Source organism: Streptococcus mitis (genome assembly GCF_946190155.1).
Classification (GTDB): domain Bacteria; phylum Bacillota; class Bacilli; order Lactobacillales; family Streptococcaceae; genus Streptococcus; species Streptococcus mitis_CL.
Genome location: NZ_CAMHZL010000003.1, coordinates 68,466 through 85,535 on the forward strand (window position 1 = coordinate 68,466; position 17,070 = coordinate 85,535).

A 17,070-nucleotide genomic window follows, 5' to 3' on the forward strand; every position below is an offset into this window, starting at 1 on the left:
TCAAGCCTTCTTTGGGTTTATTCTTCTGCTTCGTCTTCTGTAAATTGACTGTTGTAGAGGTCAGCGTAGAAACCAGCTTGCGCCATCAGCTCATCATGATTTCCTTGCTCGATGATATTCCCATCTTTCATAACCAGAATCAGATCCGCATTACGGATGGTTGACAAGCGGTGGGCGATGACAAAGGAAGTTCTTCCCTCCATCAAACGGTCCATGGCTTTCTGGATTAATTCTTCCGTCCGTGTATCAACCGAAGAGGTCGCTTCATCTAGGATTAGGAGTGGTGCATCTTTCAGCAAAGCACGAGCAATGGTCAAGAGTTGTTTTTGCCCGACAGACAAGGTCACTGTATCATCCAAGACGGTATCGTAATCATCTGGTAGAGTCATGATAAAGTGGTGAATCCCTACAGCCTTGCTGGCTTCAATCACGCGCTCATCACTGATACCTTTTTGGTTATAGATAAGATTGTCGCGAATGGTTCCTTCAAAGAGCCATGTATCCTGCAAGACCATTGAAAAGGCATCGTGTACTTCCGAACGCTTCATCTCTTTGGTATCTACACCATCGATACGGATACTTCCCTTATCAATCTCATAGAACTTCATCAAAAGATTGACAATAGTTGTCTTACCAGCCCCAGTCGGTCCGACAATGGCAACTTTTTGACCTGCATGAGCTGTCGCAGAAAAGTCATGGATAATAGTTCGCTCTGGTGTATAACCAAAGGAGACTCGATCAAAGACTACTTGACCTTTCATATCGCTCAATTGTCTTTCTTTATGGGATTCGTCTTCCATTTCCTCTTCAGCTAGGAATTCGAAGACACGTCCCATGGCTGCACTAGCCTGCTGCAAACTAGTAATCCCTTGGGCGATTTGTGAAAGAGGCTGAGAAAAGATACGAACGTAGGCCATAAAGGCAACGATAATCCCGATACTGATGTGCCCATTTAAGGCCAAGGCTGCACCAACGATAATCACCAAGGCATAGCTAAAGTTCCCAATAAACATCATAATCGGCATCATAATCCCTGAAATAAATTGAGATTTCCAGATACTATCATACAGACGATTGTTTAATTTCGCAAACTCTTCTTTCGTACTCTCGATGGCATTGTAACTGGTCACCACATTATGGCCAGAGTACATTTCCTCCACATAGCCATTGACAGCCGCCAAATCCTGTTGCTGACTCTTAAAGAAGCCCTGCGATTTGCCCATAAAGACAGACACGAAAGTAAAACCAATAAAGGTTGAAACAACCGTCACCAAGGCTAAAATCCAGTTCATCCCAAACATGGTTACCAAGACTGCTAAAACCAATAAACTAGATGAAAGAACTGTTCCCAGACTTTGATTAAGGGACTGGGCTGCAGTGTCAACGTCATTGGTTACACGAGACAAAGTATCCCCTTGAGAGTGTCCATCAAAATATCTCAATGGTAGGCGATTAATTTTCTCTGCAATGGCTCTTCTCAAACGCTCTGAAAAACGTTGAATAGCTGTTGTAAACAGAAAGGCCTGTAAATAATTTGATAGAAGTCCGATCACATAAATCACGGCCAAAAAACCACCAATAGCTGCAACCGCCGCGACATCCACACTTGTTTCCAAACCACTGGCAATAATATTAGTCATTTCCTTGATGCGGGTTGGACCATAAACAGTAATGATATTGGATACGATTGTTGCTAGAAAGGCTATCAGAAGGGCAAACTGGAGACCTGCAAGATAGGGTTTACTCTGTTCCCAAAGAGACATTTTCTTATTTTCCATGTTCCAATTCCTCCTTCGATAGTTGTGAATAGGCAATTTCTTGGTAAACTTCGTTATTAGCTAGAAGTTCCTTGTGGGTGCCTTGCCCCACGACTTTTCCTTGATCCAAGACCAAAATCAAATCTGCATCCATAATTGTTGAAATACGCTGTGCAACGATAAGCTTGGTCATAGACTTGGTTTTCTCTGCTAGCTCTTGGCGTAGGACACGGTCTGTCTTGTAATCCAAGGCTGAGAAGGAGTCATCAAAGATGAGGATTTCTGGCTTCCGAGCCAAGGCACGCGCAATTGCTAGACGCTGTCTTTGACCACCTGAGAAGTTAGTTCCTCCTTGGGCTACTTCCGACTCTAAGCCCGCTTCCTTGTCTTCGATAAAGTTCTTAGACTGGGCCAACTCCAAGGCTTGCCACATAGCCTGCTCACTAAGTGGTGTTTCTTGACTGTGTCCAAAGTCTAAATTGTCCTTGACATCACCTGAAAAGAGAACCGCTTTCTGGGGAATATAACCAACCTTGTTGCGCAAATCTTCTAGAGCATAGTCTTGAACATTGACACCGTCCACCAGAATTTCTCCTGCTGACACATCGTAGAAACGTGGAATCAGATTGACCAGAGTTGATTTACCAGAACCTGTTGACCCAATAAAGGCCACTGTTTGACCAGCTTCTACTCTAAAGCTAACATGCTCAATAACCGCCTCCGAATTTGCCGCATAGCGGAAGGTCACATCCTTAAACTCGACCTGACCTTTGAGGTTTTCATCAACCAGCTGCACTTGAGCAGGGTTTTGGATAGAAGAATGCAAATCTAAAACTTGATTAATCCGCTTAGCAGAGACCATAGTTCGGGGAAGAACGATGAAGAGTGCTCCCATGAGAAGGAAGCCCATAACAACCTGCATGGCATAAGACATGAAAACAACCATGTCACTAAAGAGAGGCAGACGTGCTGTCGGAGCAGCATCATTGATCACATAGGCCCCAATCCAGTAAATCGCCACACTCAAACCACTTGAAATCCCCATCATAATGGGATTCAAAATAGCCATAAGACGGTTGACAAACAAATTCAAGCGTGTCAGCTCATCATTTGCTGCTGCAAATTTTTCATCTTGGTACTTTTCAGCATTGTAGGCACGAACAACGCGAATACCTGTTAAACTCTCGCGAGTGATACTGTTCAGTTTATCAGTCAGACTTTGAATCAAGGACTGTTTTGGAAAGGCTAGTGTCATCAAAACGGTCGTCATCAAAACGTTGACAATCACTGCCACAAGTACAGCCCAGAGCCAGTATTCTGAATGACCTAAAATCTTCCCGATAGCCCAGATAGCCATAATTGGACCACGCGTAACCACTTGCAAGCCCATGGTGATCAGCATCTGAACTTGAGTAATATCATTAGTGGTACGAGTTAGGAGACTGGGAATAGAGAATTTCTTAATCTCTGTCTGTGAGTAGTCTAAAACTCGGTTAAAAATATCACTTCTCAGCCTACTAGTGTAAGAAGCAGCCACTCTGGATGCAAAAAATCCAACTGCGACTGCGGATAAGAAGGCTAGAAAGGACATGCCCACCATCATACCTGCTGGTTGCCATAACTCATCCAAATTGGTAGCCTGAGTTCCCAGCAAATCCGTGATTTTAGAGATATAGGTCGGCACTTCCAACTCTAGATAAACCGAAAAGCAGGTAAAGAGAATGGCTAGTAAAATCATCCCCCATTCTTTTCTACTAATTCGTTTTGCTAATTTCTTCATTATCTCCTCCTATTCTCTTGATATTTTCCTGTAATTGATTGAGGACTTTCTCAAAAATCAGTAATTCGCCTTCATCTACGTCTGCCAACAACTGCTTGTCTATGCGTTTAAAAAAGGCCTTAAATTCTTGCATTTGAGAACGCGATTTTTCCGTCAGACGAACAAACTTAGCCCGCTTATCGCTAGAACTCGCCTCCAATTCTACCAGACCATTTTGCACCATACGCTTGACCAAGTTACTAGCAACAGACTTGCTAATATTGAGTTCCTTCTCAATATCTTTAATCAAGACCAAGTCTTGGTTTTCCTCACGGATATCCAAAAAACGTACAACCTGACCTTGCGGTCCACCCATAAATTCAATACCACAACGTTTTGCTTCCCTTTGTACCATCAGATGAATCTGATGACTAAAACGCTTAAAGACCAACATCGGTTTATCCATAATTGCTCCTTTCTAACCCTTGTATTTAGTTCTCCTAGGAACTAAATAAGTTTTCATGAGAACTATTTTACCATTTTCAGAAAAGATGTCAAGAAAAAAGTTTTCATGAGAACTATCTTAGTTTAAATTGACATTAGGCAATATCTTTTATATAATAAGCGCTAACTACTGTGGATAGAAATCCATTCACTCAATGAAGGGAGAAAACTTTCAAATGAAACCAGAAGAAGAAAGAGTTTTAGGAATCTTAGCAACCATTTTTGGAGCCATCGCACTTTTAGGATCCTGGATCCCGTTTATTAACTATCTATCGTTGTTCATCGCCATCGTCGCATTTATCTTGGGGATTATTGGCCTTATCGTCAACCTCAAAAAACGGAAAACAATGGCTATTATCGGAACAGCCCTGGCAGTTGCCTCTGTTGTACTTTTCTTTACGACTCAGGCACTATACGCTGATGTCTACAAAGAGTATGCCAAGGAGTTTAACCGTTCCTACATGGATACGAGTGCCTCAATGGAACGCGAAGAAAAAAGCGGCTTGACAGACGATACCTTCGCATGGACCCAAGAACAGTTCGACGCCTTAATCGAAGGTGACCCTGACAACAAAGGAAAAGGTGGTACCACCTACGAGGATATTATCAACAAACACGGAAAGCCAGATTCCGATTTTGACTTCACTCTTGGGGATTACAATACGAAAAAAATCACCTATATCTCTATTGGAGACAAGACTAAGACTGTTACCTTAACTTTTGCAAAAGATGACAATGGACAGCTCTTGCTCGTCCAAAAACATGCAGTCGGTCTAGGTCTAGAAAAAAGCAAGCAACAAAACGATTCTGAAACCTGAGTCTAAGTTCAAATATCAAAAAAACGAACAGCTATTAAAACTGTTCGTTTTTCTATTAGAATCCATCTACGTTTGTGTAGATCTTTTGTACGTCTTCGTCGTCTTCAAGAACGCTGTAAAGTTTTTCAAAAGTTTCAAGGTCATCCCCTGACAATTCCACTTCTGACTGAGGAATCATTTCCAATTCAGTAACTTGGAATTCTTCGACACCTGACTCACGAAGGGCAACGATAGCCTTGTGAAGGTCAGTTGGAGCTGTGTAAACTGTGATTGTACCTTCTTCTGCTTCTACATCATCCACATCCACATCTGCTTCTAGCAATTGCTCAAAGACTGCATCCGCATCTTCACCTGCAAATACAATAACACCCTTGTTATCGAAGAGGTATGAAACCGAACCTGAAGCACCCATGTTTCCGCCGTTTTTACCAAAGGCTGCACGGACATTAGCCGCTGTACGGTTGACATTTGAAGTCAAAGTATCAACAATCAGCATAGAACCATTTGGTCCAAAACCTTCGTAACGTCCTTCTGTAAAGGTTTCGTCTGTGTTCCCTTTTGCTTTATCAATCGCTTTATCAATAACGTGTTTTGGCACTTGCGCTTGTTTAGCACGGTCGATAACGAATTTCAAGGCTGAGTTTGATTCTGGATCTGGATCACCTTTTTTAGCTGCTACATAGATTTCTACACCAAATTTTGCATATACTTTAGAGTTAGCTCCATCTTTAGCCGTTTTCTTGGCTACGATATTGGCCCATTTACGTCCCATTAGGAATCTCCTTTTTTCACATTTTAATCTTTCTTATTATAACACAAGTTTTTTCGATTTTCACTAGAGGAAATGGATTTTATTCAGTAAATCCAACTAGGATTGCACTTTGGTTACCAATATTGCCTTGCCTTCTTTTATCAAGAGGTGACGGAACAGTGAGAAGTACAGCTGAATGGTCATGGCAACCCAGATAAAGGGTTCGCAAAGGATAACTCCCTTATAGCCTGCCCAAGGAATAATCAAAACCACAAAAGCGATTTTCCCGATTAGTTCTATAAAGCTAGAAACTAGAGGAAGGATCTTTTGCCCCAAACCCTGCAAACAATTGCGATAAATCAATAAGAGACTCAAAATAGGATAAAAGGCTGAACTGATTTGCAGATAGAGACTTCCATTTTCTATCAAGTAATCATCTGTCGAACTAGCCAAGAAGGAAACCAATGCTGGACTGGCAAAAAAGAGGAAGATACAAACAAAAACTGCCCAGGATATACTTAAACGACTGCCGATTCGAAGACCTTGAACAATGCGGTCTGGGCGCTTAGCACCTAAATTCTGAGAAGCAAAGGTCGTCATCGAAGCGGAAATAGCGGTCATAGGAAGAAGGGCGAAGGCCATAATGCGTCGAGCCGCCGTCTGGGCACTAATAATCACTGCACCAAAGGTATTAACAGAAGACTGTAAAATCACACTGCCGATGGACACAATTGAACTCATCAAGCCCATAGCTAAACCTTGCTCCAAGAGATCCGCGTACAAGGCCTTATCCCATTTAAAATGCTTGAGTTGCGGGAGCAGTTCTGGAACGCTCTTGCGGATATAGTAAAAGCAAAGAACCGCTGATAAGCCCTGCGAAATGATGGTAGCAAGTCCCGCGGATTGAACTCCAAGATGCAATTGCGTAATGAAATACAAATCCAAAACCACATTGACCAAGGCAGAAAAAATCAAAAATCCAAGGGCGGCTAGACTGTCTCCAATAGACCGCAACAAACCTGCAAAGAGATTATAAGCGAAGCTAACACCGACACAGGTTACAATCATAGATATATATTGATAAGATTGAGGAAGGATTTCTGCGGGAGTATCTAAGTATTGCAAGAGAGGATACAAGCCAAGAAAGCCCAGCAACATAACTACAATACTCAAAAGTGCACCTAAAATCCAGGTGGCTGCTACTGCCTCCTTGATTTTAGTAAAATTTCGAGCTCCATAATAGCGGGCAATGACAATCCCCATGCCATTGCCAACACCAAGAGTAAAACCTACAATCAGGTCAAAAATCGCTGTCGTCGCTCCTACTGCAGCCAAGGATTCTTGACCAAGAAAACGCCCAACAATCAAGACATCAGCAGTATTATAGAGCTGTTGAAAAATATTTGATAGCAAGATTGGGAAGGCGAAGCTTAAGAGCGAGGGAAGAATAGGACCATGAATCAGGTCCACTGTTCGTTTTTTATTCATAAGGCTATTATATCAGCTTTCTAGAGGAGCGACAAGAAACAGCAAACTATATGCAATCTGAAATCTTGAACAAAGAATCGAAAAAGCAGTGGATTTCTCCACTACTTTGACAGCTTATTCTTCAATTTCGATTTCAAGTTCGTCGCCTAGGTCAAGAGTTACTTCTTCATTTACAGAATCTGCTTGAACTGCTTCATCTTTTTTGCTTTCAGCAACTTCTTCTCCATCAATCAAGCCGAATTGAACACGGACTTGATGATCAATCTCATCAAAGACTTCTGGATTATCTGCTAAGTATTTCTTAGCATTTTCAGAACCTTGCCCGATTTTCTCATCCTTGTAAGAATACCAAGCTCCTGCTTTTTTGATGATATCCAAATCGCTTGCGATCTTCAAAAGCTCACCAGTCTTAGAAATCCCTTCTCCGTACATGATTTCAACGAAGGCTTCCTTAAATGGAGGAGCCACCTTGTTTTTCACGACCTTGATCTTAGTTTCTTTACCGACGTTGGTGTCTTTTTGGTCACCAGTTCCCTTGATTTGTGTACTTCCACGAACATCCAAACGGACTGATGCGTAGAATTTCAGAGCACGTCCACCAGGAGTCGTTTCAGGATTTCCAAACATCACCCCAACTTTTTCACGCAATTGGTTGATAAAGATAGCAATGGTCTTAGTCTTATTGATAGAAGCTCCTAGTTTACGCATAGCTTGACTCATCATACGAGCCTGCAAACCAACGTGACTATCACCGATATCTCCATCAATTTCCGCACGAGGTACAAGGGCAGCAACTGAGTCGACCACGACAAGGTCAACTGCACCTGAGTCAATCAATTTTCCTGCAATCTCAAGACCTTGCTCTCCTGAGTCTGGTTGTGATAAGAGCAATTCGTCAATGTTAACACCAAGGGCCGCAGCATAAGCTGGATCGAGGGCATGTTCCGCATCGATAAAGGCTGCAATACCACCTTCTTTTTGCGCTTGTGCAACTGCATGAAGAGCAACCGTCGTCTTACCAGATGACTCTGGTCCGTAGATTTCAATGATACGTCCCTTAGGATAACCACCTGAACCAAGGGCAATGTCAAGAGCCAAAGAACCTGAGCTCATCACTTGCACCTTTTGCTCGGCACGTTCACCCAAACGCATGATTGAACCCTTACCAAAGTCTTTCTCAATCAATTTAAGAGCATCATTCAAGGCTTTTTCACGTTCTGCCCCGAATTTTTTTGAAATTTCATCTAATTTTTTTGGTTTTTTCGCCATTCTATTCTCCTACATTCTAATGGTCCTCAGACCTATCTACTATTATATCAAAAGTTAGTCACTTAATAAAGCCTTGCGAACTAGGTTAAAGGCATGCATAACCGCAATGTGCCGTACATCTGCTCGACTTCTGCCTCCAATATTAACCTTGATGACTTCAGTTCCATGCTCTTGAGCCAAGCCTATGAAGACTGTCCCAGCTGGGTGCCCTTCTAGGCTATCTGGTCCTGCCACTCCAGTCAAACTAAGGCCAAAATCTGACTGGGTCTTGCTTCGCGCCTGCTCAGCCATCTTCTGAGCTGTAAATTCAGACACCACACCGTTCTCTTCCAAATCCTTGACAGGAATATCCAACATCTTTGATTTTTCCTCCAAGCTATAGGTCACGAAACCACCCTTAAATATACTTGAAGCTCCTGAAAAATCAGCTACAGTAGCTTGGAAAAGACCTGCCGTCAAACTCTCTGCAGCCGTGATGGTTTTCCCTTGCTTTTTCAGTTCTTCTACCACAATACTAGCTAAACTAGTTTCTTCCCCATAACCATAACAAAGATCTCGTAAAGAAATTCCTTCGAAAGTCTGGTGGTCCAAGATTTGATTTTCCAAGATATCCAGCGTTTGATTCGCCTCTTCTTGACTGCTAACCTTTGTTGACAGACGCAGAGTGACTTCTCCTGTCTTAGCATAAGGGGCCAAGGTCGGATCTGTTTGATTATCAATCAAATCAGACAAAATCGTAACCAACTGACTTTCGCCAATCCCAAAGAAACGAAGAACGCGGGAATATAGCTTACTCCCTGTCATCAACTTAGGTAGAAGTTGGTTTAAAACCATGGGTTTTAATTCACTTGGTGGACCGGGAAGGACGACATAGTTCACTCCATCGACTTCCAATATTCCCCCCACAGCCAGTCCTGTTTCGTTTGGTAGTGGAGTCGCCCCTTCTACAAGTTGAGCTTGTCTTTCATTATTCGGTGTTCGGGCATAGTCTGGTCTCTGGGCAAAAAAGACATCCAACTTCTCCTGCGCCTGAGGATCGAAGACTAATTCTTTCCCTAAAAATTTAGCTAGGGTTTGTTTGGTTAGATCGTCCTCAGTTGGCCCCAAACCACCTGTCAAAATCACCAGACTGCTACGTTGACTGGCAATCTTAAGCAGGGATAAGAGACGAGCTTCATTGTCTCCTACAGCCGTCTGAAAATATACGTCTACCCCAATCTCTGCTAGTTTTTCTGATAAAAACTGAGCATTGGTATTGACAATCTGTCCTGTCAAAATCTCTGTTCCAACAGCAATGATTTCTGCTTTCATGTTTCCTCCTACCTATCTATTCGTACTTTTTTGAAAAAATCGCAGGAAATTTCCCACGATTTCAACTATAAATTAGATTATTCTACATCTTCTTGATTTCTTGTACTAGTAATCGTACCTGTTCCCAAACCGATACCATTTTGATTTCCGAGAACATTTTCATATAAGACTGCATTTGTATCTAACTCTGTCACCTTCGGTTTATCAAGTGAAGTTCTCAATAGATTTTGCATTTCTAACATATGCTCAGTTGTAACAATCTGGTAAGAAATCCCCTGCAGTTCCGCATCTTCTCCACGCAATTGATGTGTTTCAATATTCTTGAAGGAATCTTGATAACCAAGTAATTGTGGAATACTTTTCGCTGATAAATCAATGTTGGTCTGCATATTGGTACTTAGGGCTTTTAAGATAGACTGATAGTGAGTAACACTATTCAAGCTAAGAACTTTTTCAACAACCTTTTGAATGACTTCACGCTGACGCTTCTGACGTCCGTAGTCCCCTTCTGGGTCCTGGTAGCGCATGCGAGAATAAACAAGAGCTTCTTCACCATTTAGAGTTTGCTGTCCAACACCAATGGAAATTTTATTAAATTCTTCCTGGTCAGTAATCGAAATTGGAAAACCGAGTGTATTATTTACAGTCACCCCGCCAACTGCATCAACCAATTGTTGCAGCCCCTGCATATTCACCATAACGTAACGATCGATATGAATATTCATCATTTTCTGAATAGTTGAGATAGCTAATTCTGCACCTCCACCCGCATATGCAGCGTTTAGTTTTGCTTCCTCAATCTGACCATCTTTATGCTGAATTTTAGTCAAGATATCACGTTCCAAACTCAACATCGTTGTCTTTTTCGTGTGCGGATTAACCGTCAAGAGAATCATGGAATCACTATTTCCCTCCCAAGGGTCAGTTCGTTCCATATTTCCAGTATCAACTCCCATTAAAAGGATCGTTAAGGGTTCAGTCGCCTCAATAACATTGGTTTCTTCACCAATTTTTTTATAAGTTCTTGATAAAGTTTCTGTACCTTGTTGATAAATGGTATAAGCAAAAACACCCACACCCAAAACTGTCACAGCTAGAAAAGCTAGCACCATTCCAATAATTTTTTTAACCATATTTCTATCAATCTATCAGTCTACCCATCAGGTAAACATCTATAAATTTCCCTTCTTCTATGTACGCACCGCGCTCTTGTCTACCTTCAATTACAAAGCCATGCTTTTGATATAAATGAACTGCAGCTTGATTACGAGTTTGGACAGTCAGTTGGAGACGACGCAAAATGCCACTTGCTTGTGCCCACTCTATCGCTTCTTCTAACAAAAAACTTCCCAAGCCATTATTCCAATATCTTTTTCCAATCACAATGAAGAGATCACCGATATGACGGACTCTCTTGCGCTGGTCAGCTGTAATATTTACAAGACCAGCAATTTCATCATTCAGCAAGGCAAGTAAAATGATTTGATTTTCCGAGTGAGCCTGTTTATCCAAAAACAACTCCATCTCAGTATCTGTCATCAAAATACCATCCCTGTCCAGACTGGTAAAATCTGTTTCTAGACTGACACGATTTAAAAATGTCACTAACTCAGCAGCATCATCAGGTTCTGCTTCTCTAATGAGTAACTCATACTCCATGTTGAAGCTCCTCTAAGAGTTTTTCTGCACGTAAACCCTTTGCTTGGAAATTCAGCCTGCGACCGTCTTCTTCTTTTAGAATTTCCAATTCTAAATAAGTATCTGGTAAGGCATCACCTAAAAGATGTCCCCACTCGATGACAGTCACGCCGCCACCAAAGAGAAACTCATCTAAATCAATAGAATCAGCATCCCCCTCTATACGATAAACATCTAAATGATAAAGAGGAAGACGACCTTCATACTCCCTCACAATAGTATAGGTTGGACTCTTAATCATCTGAGTAATCTGTAACCCTTTAGCAAGACCTTTTGTAAAGGTCGTTTTGCCTGCTCCAAGTTCTCCAGTTAGAATTAAGACATCATTCTTTTCTAATAAACAGCCCAAACGTTCACCTAGGCACTGCAACTCTTCTTCGTTTTTAGTGTACATGTTTCTATTATACCAAAAAGTTGTCCTTTGTCGAGATATTATCTATGAATTCCATATTACAAGTTGTAAAACTTGGACATCTCTTCTTTTACCTTTAAAATAGAAACAGCAAGAAGACAACTAACAAGATATCTCTCATCAAGTGGCTATAAAATGAAACTTCCCAGCGAATAACTTTTGGCACCAACAATCTTAAGAAAAACATTCCCAAGGCAATATAAAAGGTCATGGATAATATTGACCAGGGATTTCTAAGAATGATTAAAATAACTAGTCCACTAATAAAACACATTTCCTTCTTACCCAAAATCTTTTTCAAGCCATATACATACTTCTGAATTGGCAGAAAAACTAACAAATCAATACCAAATAAGAAAAAGAAACTCGGTAGAAAGGCTTCCACAAACCCTTCTACGGATGTATTTCCTGCAAGGATATGTTCTATGACAATTAAAGCTAAACCCAAAACATTTACCAATAGCAACAGGCTATACAAGAATTGTTGCTTATCTTCCTTAAAAACTGAATAAGATTGATTTCCCTGCCCTCTATAGTAGTTTAACCCTGCACCAATACTGGCAAGGAGCAACATGCCAACTAAATAATAGAAGCAGTTTTGATTTAACATCAAGGCCCAAGTCGATAAACTTAAACAAGAACAGCTACTAAGACCAAAAAACGTCAGCAATAACAAAACTCTAATTTGCTTTTTCATTCTTTCCATCATTCTTCCTCCCTTACTTGCTCTTATTATAAGCTAGAAATTCTCATCATTGCTAGAATATTTCTCAACTGTCAGTTTTCTACTCTAAAATGTAAAAAAGTTTGATGCAAGTAACCCTTACATCAAACTTTTACTACTTTCCGTCAAACCAAAGAGCAATTTCGCGCTTAGCTGACTCTTCTGAATCTGAACCATGTACAACATTTTGGATAACCTCATTTTCTCCAGCAGCTTTTGCAAAATCACCTCGAATAGTTCCTGGTAAAGCTTCTTCTGGACGAGTCGCACCCATCATAGTCCGCCAAGTTTCAATTACTTTGGGACCAGAAATGATACCTACAAGAACCGGTCCTGAAGTCATAAATTCACGAATCGGTGGGTAAAAACTTTGACCAACCAAGTCCTGATAGTGCTGATCAATTAACTCTTCTGAAACCTGTGAACTCAACTCCAATTTTTCGATTGTAAATCCACGTTGTTCGATGCGTTTCAACACTTCACCCACTAGCCCTCTTTTTACACCGTCTGGTTTAATGATAAAAAATGTTTGTTCCATACCTGTCTCCTTTGTCAGCTTCTTTCTTTTATACTCTTCGAAAATCTCTTCAAACCACGTCAACGTCGCCTTGCCGTAGGTATGGTTACTGACTTCGTCAGTTCTATCCACAACCTCAAAACAGTGTTTTGAGCTAACTTCGTCAGTTCTATCCACAACCTCAAAACAGTGTTTTGAGCTGACTTCGTCAGTTCTATCTACAACCTCAAAGCAGTGCTTTGAGCAACCTACGGCTAGTTTCCTAGTTTGCTCTTTGATTTTCATTGAGTATTATTTTACCACATTTCATGGAAAAATGGAGAAAGTTTTCAGAAAAGCGAAAGAGAACCCGAAGGCTCTCTCGTTCTCTTTTATTCTACTGTTTCTTCCACAGTTTCAACGGCAGTATCCACAACTACTTCTGTTGTTTCTTCATTTCCTTCTTCCTCTACTGGAGGATTAAGGTATTCTTCTTCGTTGACAGCATGTGGTTCAAGGTTACGGTAACGGGCCATACCAGTACCAGCTGGGATGATCTTACCGATGATAACATTTTCTTTAAGTCCAAGGAGATGGTCTTTCTTACCACGGATAGCTGCATCTGTAAGGACACGAGTTGTTTCCTGGAAGGAAGCCGCTGACAAGAAACTATTTGTTTCAAGTGAGGCTTTGGTAATTCCCATAAGGACTGGGCGACCTGTCGCTGGAACTCCACCTGAGATAAGGACATCTTTGTTAGCATCTGTAAAGTCATTGATATCCATGAGGGTACCCATGAGAAGATCTGTGTCACCTGGATCCATGACACGGACTTTACGGATCATTTGACGAACCATTACCTCGATGTGTTTGTCACCGATTTCTACCCCTTGGCTACGGTAAACTTTTTGTACTTCACCAAGAAGGTAAGTTTCAACTGACAAGACATCACGGACTGCAAGGAGACGTTTTGGTTGGATAGAACCTTCTGTAAGAGCAGCACCACGCGCTACTTGGTCTCCAACTTCTACACGCATACGAGCGGTAAATGGAACGACGTATTCCCCTTCGCCAGTTTCACCCTTAACAAAGACTTTCTTGGTGCGAGTTGATGCATCTTCTTCGATAGCTGTAACTTGTCCTTTAACCTCTGTGATAACCGCTTCCCCTTTAGGATTGCGGGCTTCAAAGATTTCTTGGACACGAGGAAGACCCTGAGTAATATCGGTATTTGAGGCAACCCCACCCGTGTGGAAGGTACGCATTGTAAGCTGTGTACCAGGTTCCCCGATAGATTGGGCAGCGATTGTACCAACTGCTTCACCAACCTCAACCGCATCACCAGTCGCCAAGTTGATCCCATAACAGTGACGGCAGACACCATGACGAGTGTTACATGTAAATACAGAGCGGATAGTGACTTCTTCCACACCAGCATTGACAATTTCACGTGCCTTATCTTCTGTAATCAACTCATTTGGACCGATGATAACTGCACCAGTTTCTGGATGTTTAACAGTTTTCTTAGTGTAACGACCGTTGAGACGCTCTTCGAGAGACTCGATCATCTCTTTTCCTTCGGCGATAGAGCGGATCAAGAGACCACGGTCAGTTCCACAGTCATCCTCACGGATGATAACGTCTTGGGCAACGTCAACCAAACGACGAGTCAAGTAACCTGAGTCGGCTGTCTTAAGGGCCGTATCAGTCATACCTTTACGGGCACCGTGAGTTGAGAAGAACATTTCCAATACCGACAAACCTTCGCGGAAGTTTGAAAGGATTGGCAATTCCATGATACGTCCGTTCGGAGCAGCCATCAGACCACGCATACCGGCAAGCTGTGAGAAGTTTGAGATATTACCACGGGCTCCAGAGTCCATCATCATAACGATTGGGTTCTTAGGATCTTGGTTGGCAATCAAACGTTTCTCAAGTTTTTCACGGGCAGCACGCCATTCAGCTGTAACAGCATTGTAACGCTCGTCGTCTGTAATCATACCACGACGGAATTGTTTTGTGATTTGTTCTACACGTTTGTGTGATTCTTCAATGATTTCAGCCTTGTCATCAACGACTGGGATATCGGCAATACCCACTGTCAATCCTGCAAGAGTTGAGTGGTGGTAACCGAGGTTCTTCATACGGTCAAGTAGGGCAGAAGTTTCTGTCGTACGGAAACGTTTGAAGATTTCAGCGATGATATTTCCAAGGTTTTTCTTCTTGAATGGAGGGTTAAGTTCAAGATTGCTGATAGCTTCCTTGATATCTCCACCAAGTGGCAAGAAGTATTTAGCTGGAACGCCTTCTGTCAAGTTAGCATTGTTTGGTTCTTGCAAGTATGGTAGACCCTCTGGCATGATGTCGTTGAAGAGGATTTTACCAACTGTTGTAAGCAAGACCTTGTGTTTTTGCTCTTCTGTCCAAGGCTTGTTGAGGCTGTCTGTTGCGATACCAACACGTGAGTGGAGATGAACATAACCATTACGGTAAGCCATAACCGCTTCGTCACGGTCTTTGAAGACCATTCCTTCACCTTCACGACCAGCTTCTTCCATGGTCAAGTAGTAGTTACCCAAAACCATGTCCTGAGATGGAGTAACAACTGGTTTACCATCTTTCGGGTTCAAGATATGCTCAGCAGCGAGCATCAAGATACGAGCTTCTGCTTGGGCTTCTTCTGAAAGCGGTACGTGGATGGCCATTTGGTCCCCGTCAAAGTCGGCATTGTAGGCTTCACAGACAAGTGGGTGCAAGCGAAGGGCCTTACCATCAATCAAGACTGGCTCGAAGGCTTGGATACCCAAACGGTGAAGGGTCGGTGCGCGGTTAAGAAGCACTGGGTGTTCTTTGATTACTTCTTCAAGAATATCCCAGATACGCTCATCTCCGCGTTCCACCAAGCGTTTAGCAGCTTTAACGTTTTGCACGATGTCACGAGCGACGATTTCACGCATCACGAATGGTTTAAAGAGCTCAATCGCCATTTCACGTGGCACACCACATTGGTACATCTTAAGAGTTGGACCAACGGCGATAACGGAACGTCCTGAGAAGTCAACACGTTTACCGAGCAAGTTTTGACGGAAGCGTCCTTGTTTACCTTTAAGCATGTGACTCAATGATTTAAGTGGACGGCTACCTGGTCCTGTGATTGGACGACCACGACGACCATTGTCAATCAAAGCGTCAACCGCTTCTTGAAGCATACGCTTCTCATTTTGAACGATGATACCTGGTGCATTCAACTCAAGCAAGCGAGCCAAACGGTTGTTACGGTTGATAACACGGCGGTAAAGGTCGTTCAAGTCAGATGAGGCAAAACGGCCACCATCCAACTGCAACATTGGACGAAGATCTGGTGGAATAACTGGAAGGATGTTGAGAATCATCCATTCAGGTTTGTTTCCAGACTTGTAAAAGGCATCCAAAACATCCAAACGACGGATAGCTTTGACACGTTTTTGTCCAGTAGCTGTTTTCAACTCTTCTTTGAGTTCAGCAATTTCTTTTTCAAGATCTACTTGTTTTAGAAGGTCTTGGATAGCTTCGGCACCCATCTTGGCAACGAATGATCCATAACCATACTCACGCAAGCGCTCACGGTATTCGCGCTCTGTCATGATAGACTTGTGCTCAAGTGGTGTATCCTTAGGATCAATCACCACATAAGCTGCAAAGTAGATAACTTCCTCGAGGGCACGAGGGCTCATATCAAGGGTCAAGCCCATACGGCTTGGAATCCCCTTGAAGTACCAGATGTGAGATACAGGAGCTTTCAACTCAATGTGCCCCATACGCTCACGACGAACTTTTGTACGCGTTACTTCAACCCCACAACGGTCACAAACAATTCCTCTGTAACGAATGCGTTTGTACTTACCACAAGCACATTCCCAGTCTTTTGTAGGACCAAAGATAACTTCATCAAATAGTCCTTCACGTTCTGGTTTCAAGGTACGGTAATTGATTGTTTCAGGTTTTTTGACTTCTCCATAAGACCATGAACGGACTTTGCTTGGAGAAGCTAGGGTGATTTGCATACTTTTAAAACGATTTACATCAACCACTATTTCTTCCCTT

The 17,070-nt window shown here is 42.2% G+C and carries 14 protein-coding genes; 1 reads left to right on the top strand and 13 read right to left on the bottom strand.

Annotated features, from left to right (window positions below; genetic code table 11):
• Window positions 1-17: 17 nt before the first annotated feature.
• From N8O80_RS03495 to N8O80_RS03505, 3 genes are read right to left on the bottom strand one after another with little or no spacing between them, the layout of a single operon-like run.
• Entirely contained in the window at window positions 18-1,778 is a 1,761-nt protein-coding gene (locus N8O80_RS03495; protein WP_125430586.1) for an ABC transporter ATP-binding protein, read from the bottom strand.
• Window positions 1,768-3,537, bottom strand: a complete 1,770-nt coding sequence (locus N8O80_RS03500) for an ABC transporter ATP-binding protein (RefSeq protein ID WP_140223859.1) — start codon at window positions 3,535-3,537, stop codon at window positions 1,768-1,770. The genes N8O80_RS03495 and N8O80_RS03500 overlap by 11 nt, the downstream gene beginning before the upstream one ends.
• A complete protein-coding gene (locus N8O80_RS03505) occupies window positions 3,512-3,982 on the bottom strand; it encodes a MarR family winged helix-turn-helix transcriptional regulator (RefSeq protein WP_049510943.1) in 471 nt (156 codons plus the stop codon). The genes N8O80_RS03500 and N8O80_RS03505 overlap by 26 nt, the downstream gene beginning before the upstream one ends.
• Window positions 3,983-4,196: 214 nt before the next feature.
• Here N8O80_RS03505 and N8O80_RS03510 point away from each other — a divergent pair, with 214 nt between their 5' ends.
• Window positions 4,197-4,838 carry a DUF308 domain-containing protein gene (locus tag N8O80_RS03510; RefSeq protein ID WP_125430581.1) on the top strand — a complete coding sequence of 214 codons (642 nt, stop codon included), beginning with the start codon at window positions 4,197-4,199 and terminating at the stop codon, window positions 4,836-4,838.
• 55 nt (window positions 4,839-4,893) lie between these two features.
• Here N8O80_RS03510 and N8O80_RS03515 read toward each other — a convergent pair whose 3' ends face one another.
• The 10 genes from N8O80_RS03515 to rpoC form a co-directional block, all read right to left on the bottom strand.
• Complete coding sequence (locus N8O80_RS03515) at window positions 4,894-5,610, bottom strand: YebC/PmpR family DNA-binding transcriptional regulator (RefSeq protein ID WP_000532879.1); 717 nt, start codon at window positions 5,608-5,610, stop codon at window positions 4,894-4,896.
• A 96-nt stretch (window positions 5,611-5,706) separates the two neighbouring features.
• Window positions 5,707-7,077: an MATE family efflux transporter gene (locus N8O80_RS03520; RefSeq protein ID WP_261026936.1), complete on the bottom strand. Its 1,371-nt coding sequence runs from the start codon at window positions 7,075-7,077 to the stop codon at window positions 5,707-5,709.
• Window positions 7,078-7,191: 114 nt separating this feature from the next.
• Entirely contained in the window at window positions 7,192-8,346 is a 1,155-nt protein-coding gene (gene recA / locus N8O80_RS03525) for a recombinase RecA (RefSeq protein WP_049552310.1), read from the bottom strand.
• Between the two features lie 54 nt (window positions 8,347-8,400).
• Window positions 8,401-9,657 (bottom strand): competence/damage-inducible protein A, encoded by a 1,257-nt coding sequence (locus N8O80_RS03530; RefSeq protein ID WP_261026937.1) that lies wholly within the window; start codon window positions 9,655-9,657, stop codon window positions 8,401-8,403.
• A 77-nt stretch (window positions 9,658-9,734) separates the two neighbouring features.
• Window positions 9,735-10,790, bottom strand: coding sequence for a glycopolymer--peptidoglycan transferase LytR (lytR, locus tag N8O80_RS03535; protein ID WP_120769760.1), 1,056 nt, complete (start codon window positions 10,788-10,790; stop codon window positions 9,735-9,737).
• 7 nt (window positions 10,791-10,797) lie between these two features.
• Window positions 10,798-11,316 carry a GNAT family N-acetyltransferase gene (locus N8O80_RS03540; protein ID WP_120769759.1) on the bottom strand — a complete coding sequence of 173 codons (519 nt, stop codon included), beginning with the start codon at window positions 11,314-11,316 and terminating at the stop codon, window positions 10,798-10,800.
• Complete coding sequence (gene tsaE / locus N8O80_RS03545; RefSeq protein WP_004262103.1) at window positions 11,306-11,749, bottom strand: tRNA (adenosine(37)-N6)-threonylcarbamoyltransferase complex ATPase subunit type 1 TsaE; 444 nt, start codon at window positions 11,747-11,749, stop codon at window positions 11,306-11,308. The genes N8O80_RS03540 and tsaE overlap by 11 nt, the downstream gene beginning before the upstream one ends.
• 94 nt (window positions 11,750-11,843) lie before the next feature.
• The gene (locus N8O80_RS03550; RefSeq protein WP_260469044.1) at window positions 11,844-12,476 is read right to left on the bottom strand and encodes a competence protein; all 633 of its coding nucleotides are present in this window, start codon (window positions 12,474-12,476) and stop codon (window positions 11,844-11,846) included.
• A gap of 130 nt (window positions 12,477-12,606) precedes the next feature.
• Window positions 12,607-13,029, bottom strand: a complete 423-nt coding sequence (gene ndk / locus N8O80_RS03555) for a nucleoside-diphosphate kinase (RefSeq protein ID WP_004262107.1) — start codon at window positions 13,027-13,029, stop codon at window positions 12,607-12,609.
• 350 nt (window positions 13,030-13,379) lie between these two features.
• Window positions 13,380-17,057 carry a DNA-directed RNA polymerase subunit beta' gene (gene rpoC, locus N8O80_RS03560; RefSeq protein WP_261026938.1) on the bottom strand — a complete coding sequence of 1,226 codons (3,678 nt, stop codon included), beginning with the start codon at window positions 17,055-17,057 and terminating at the stop codon, window positions 13,380-13,382.
• Window positions 17,058-17,070: the final 13 nt, after the last annotated feature.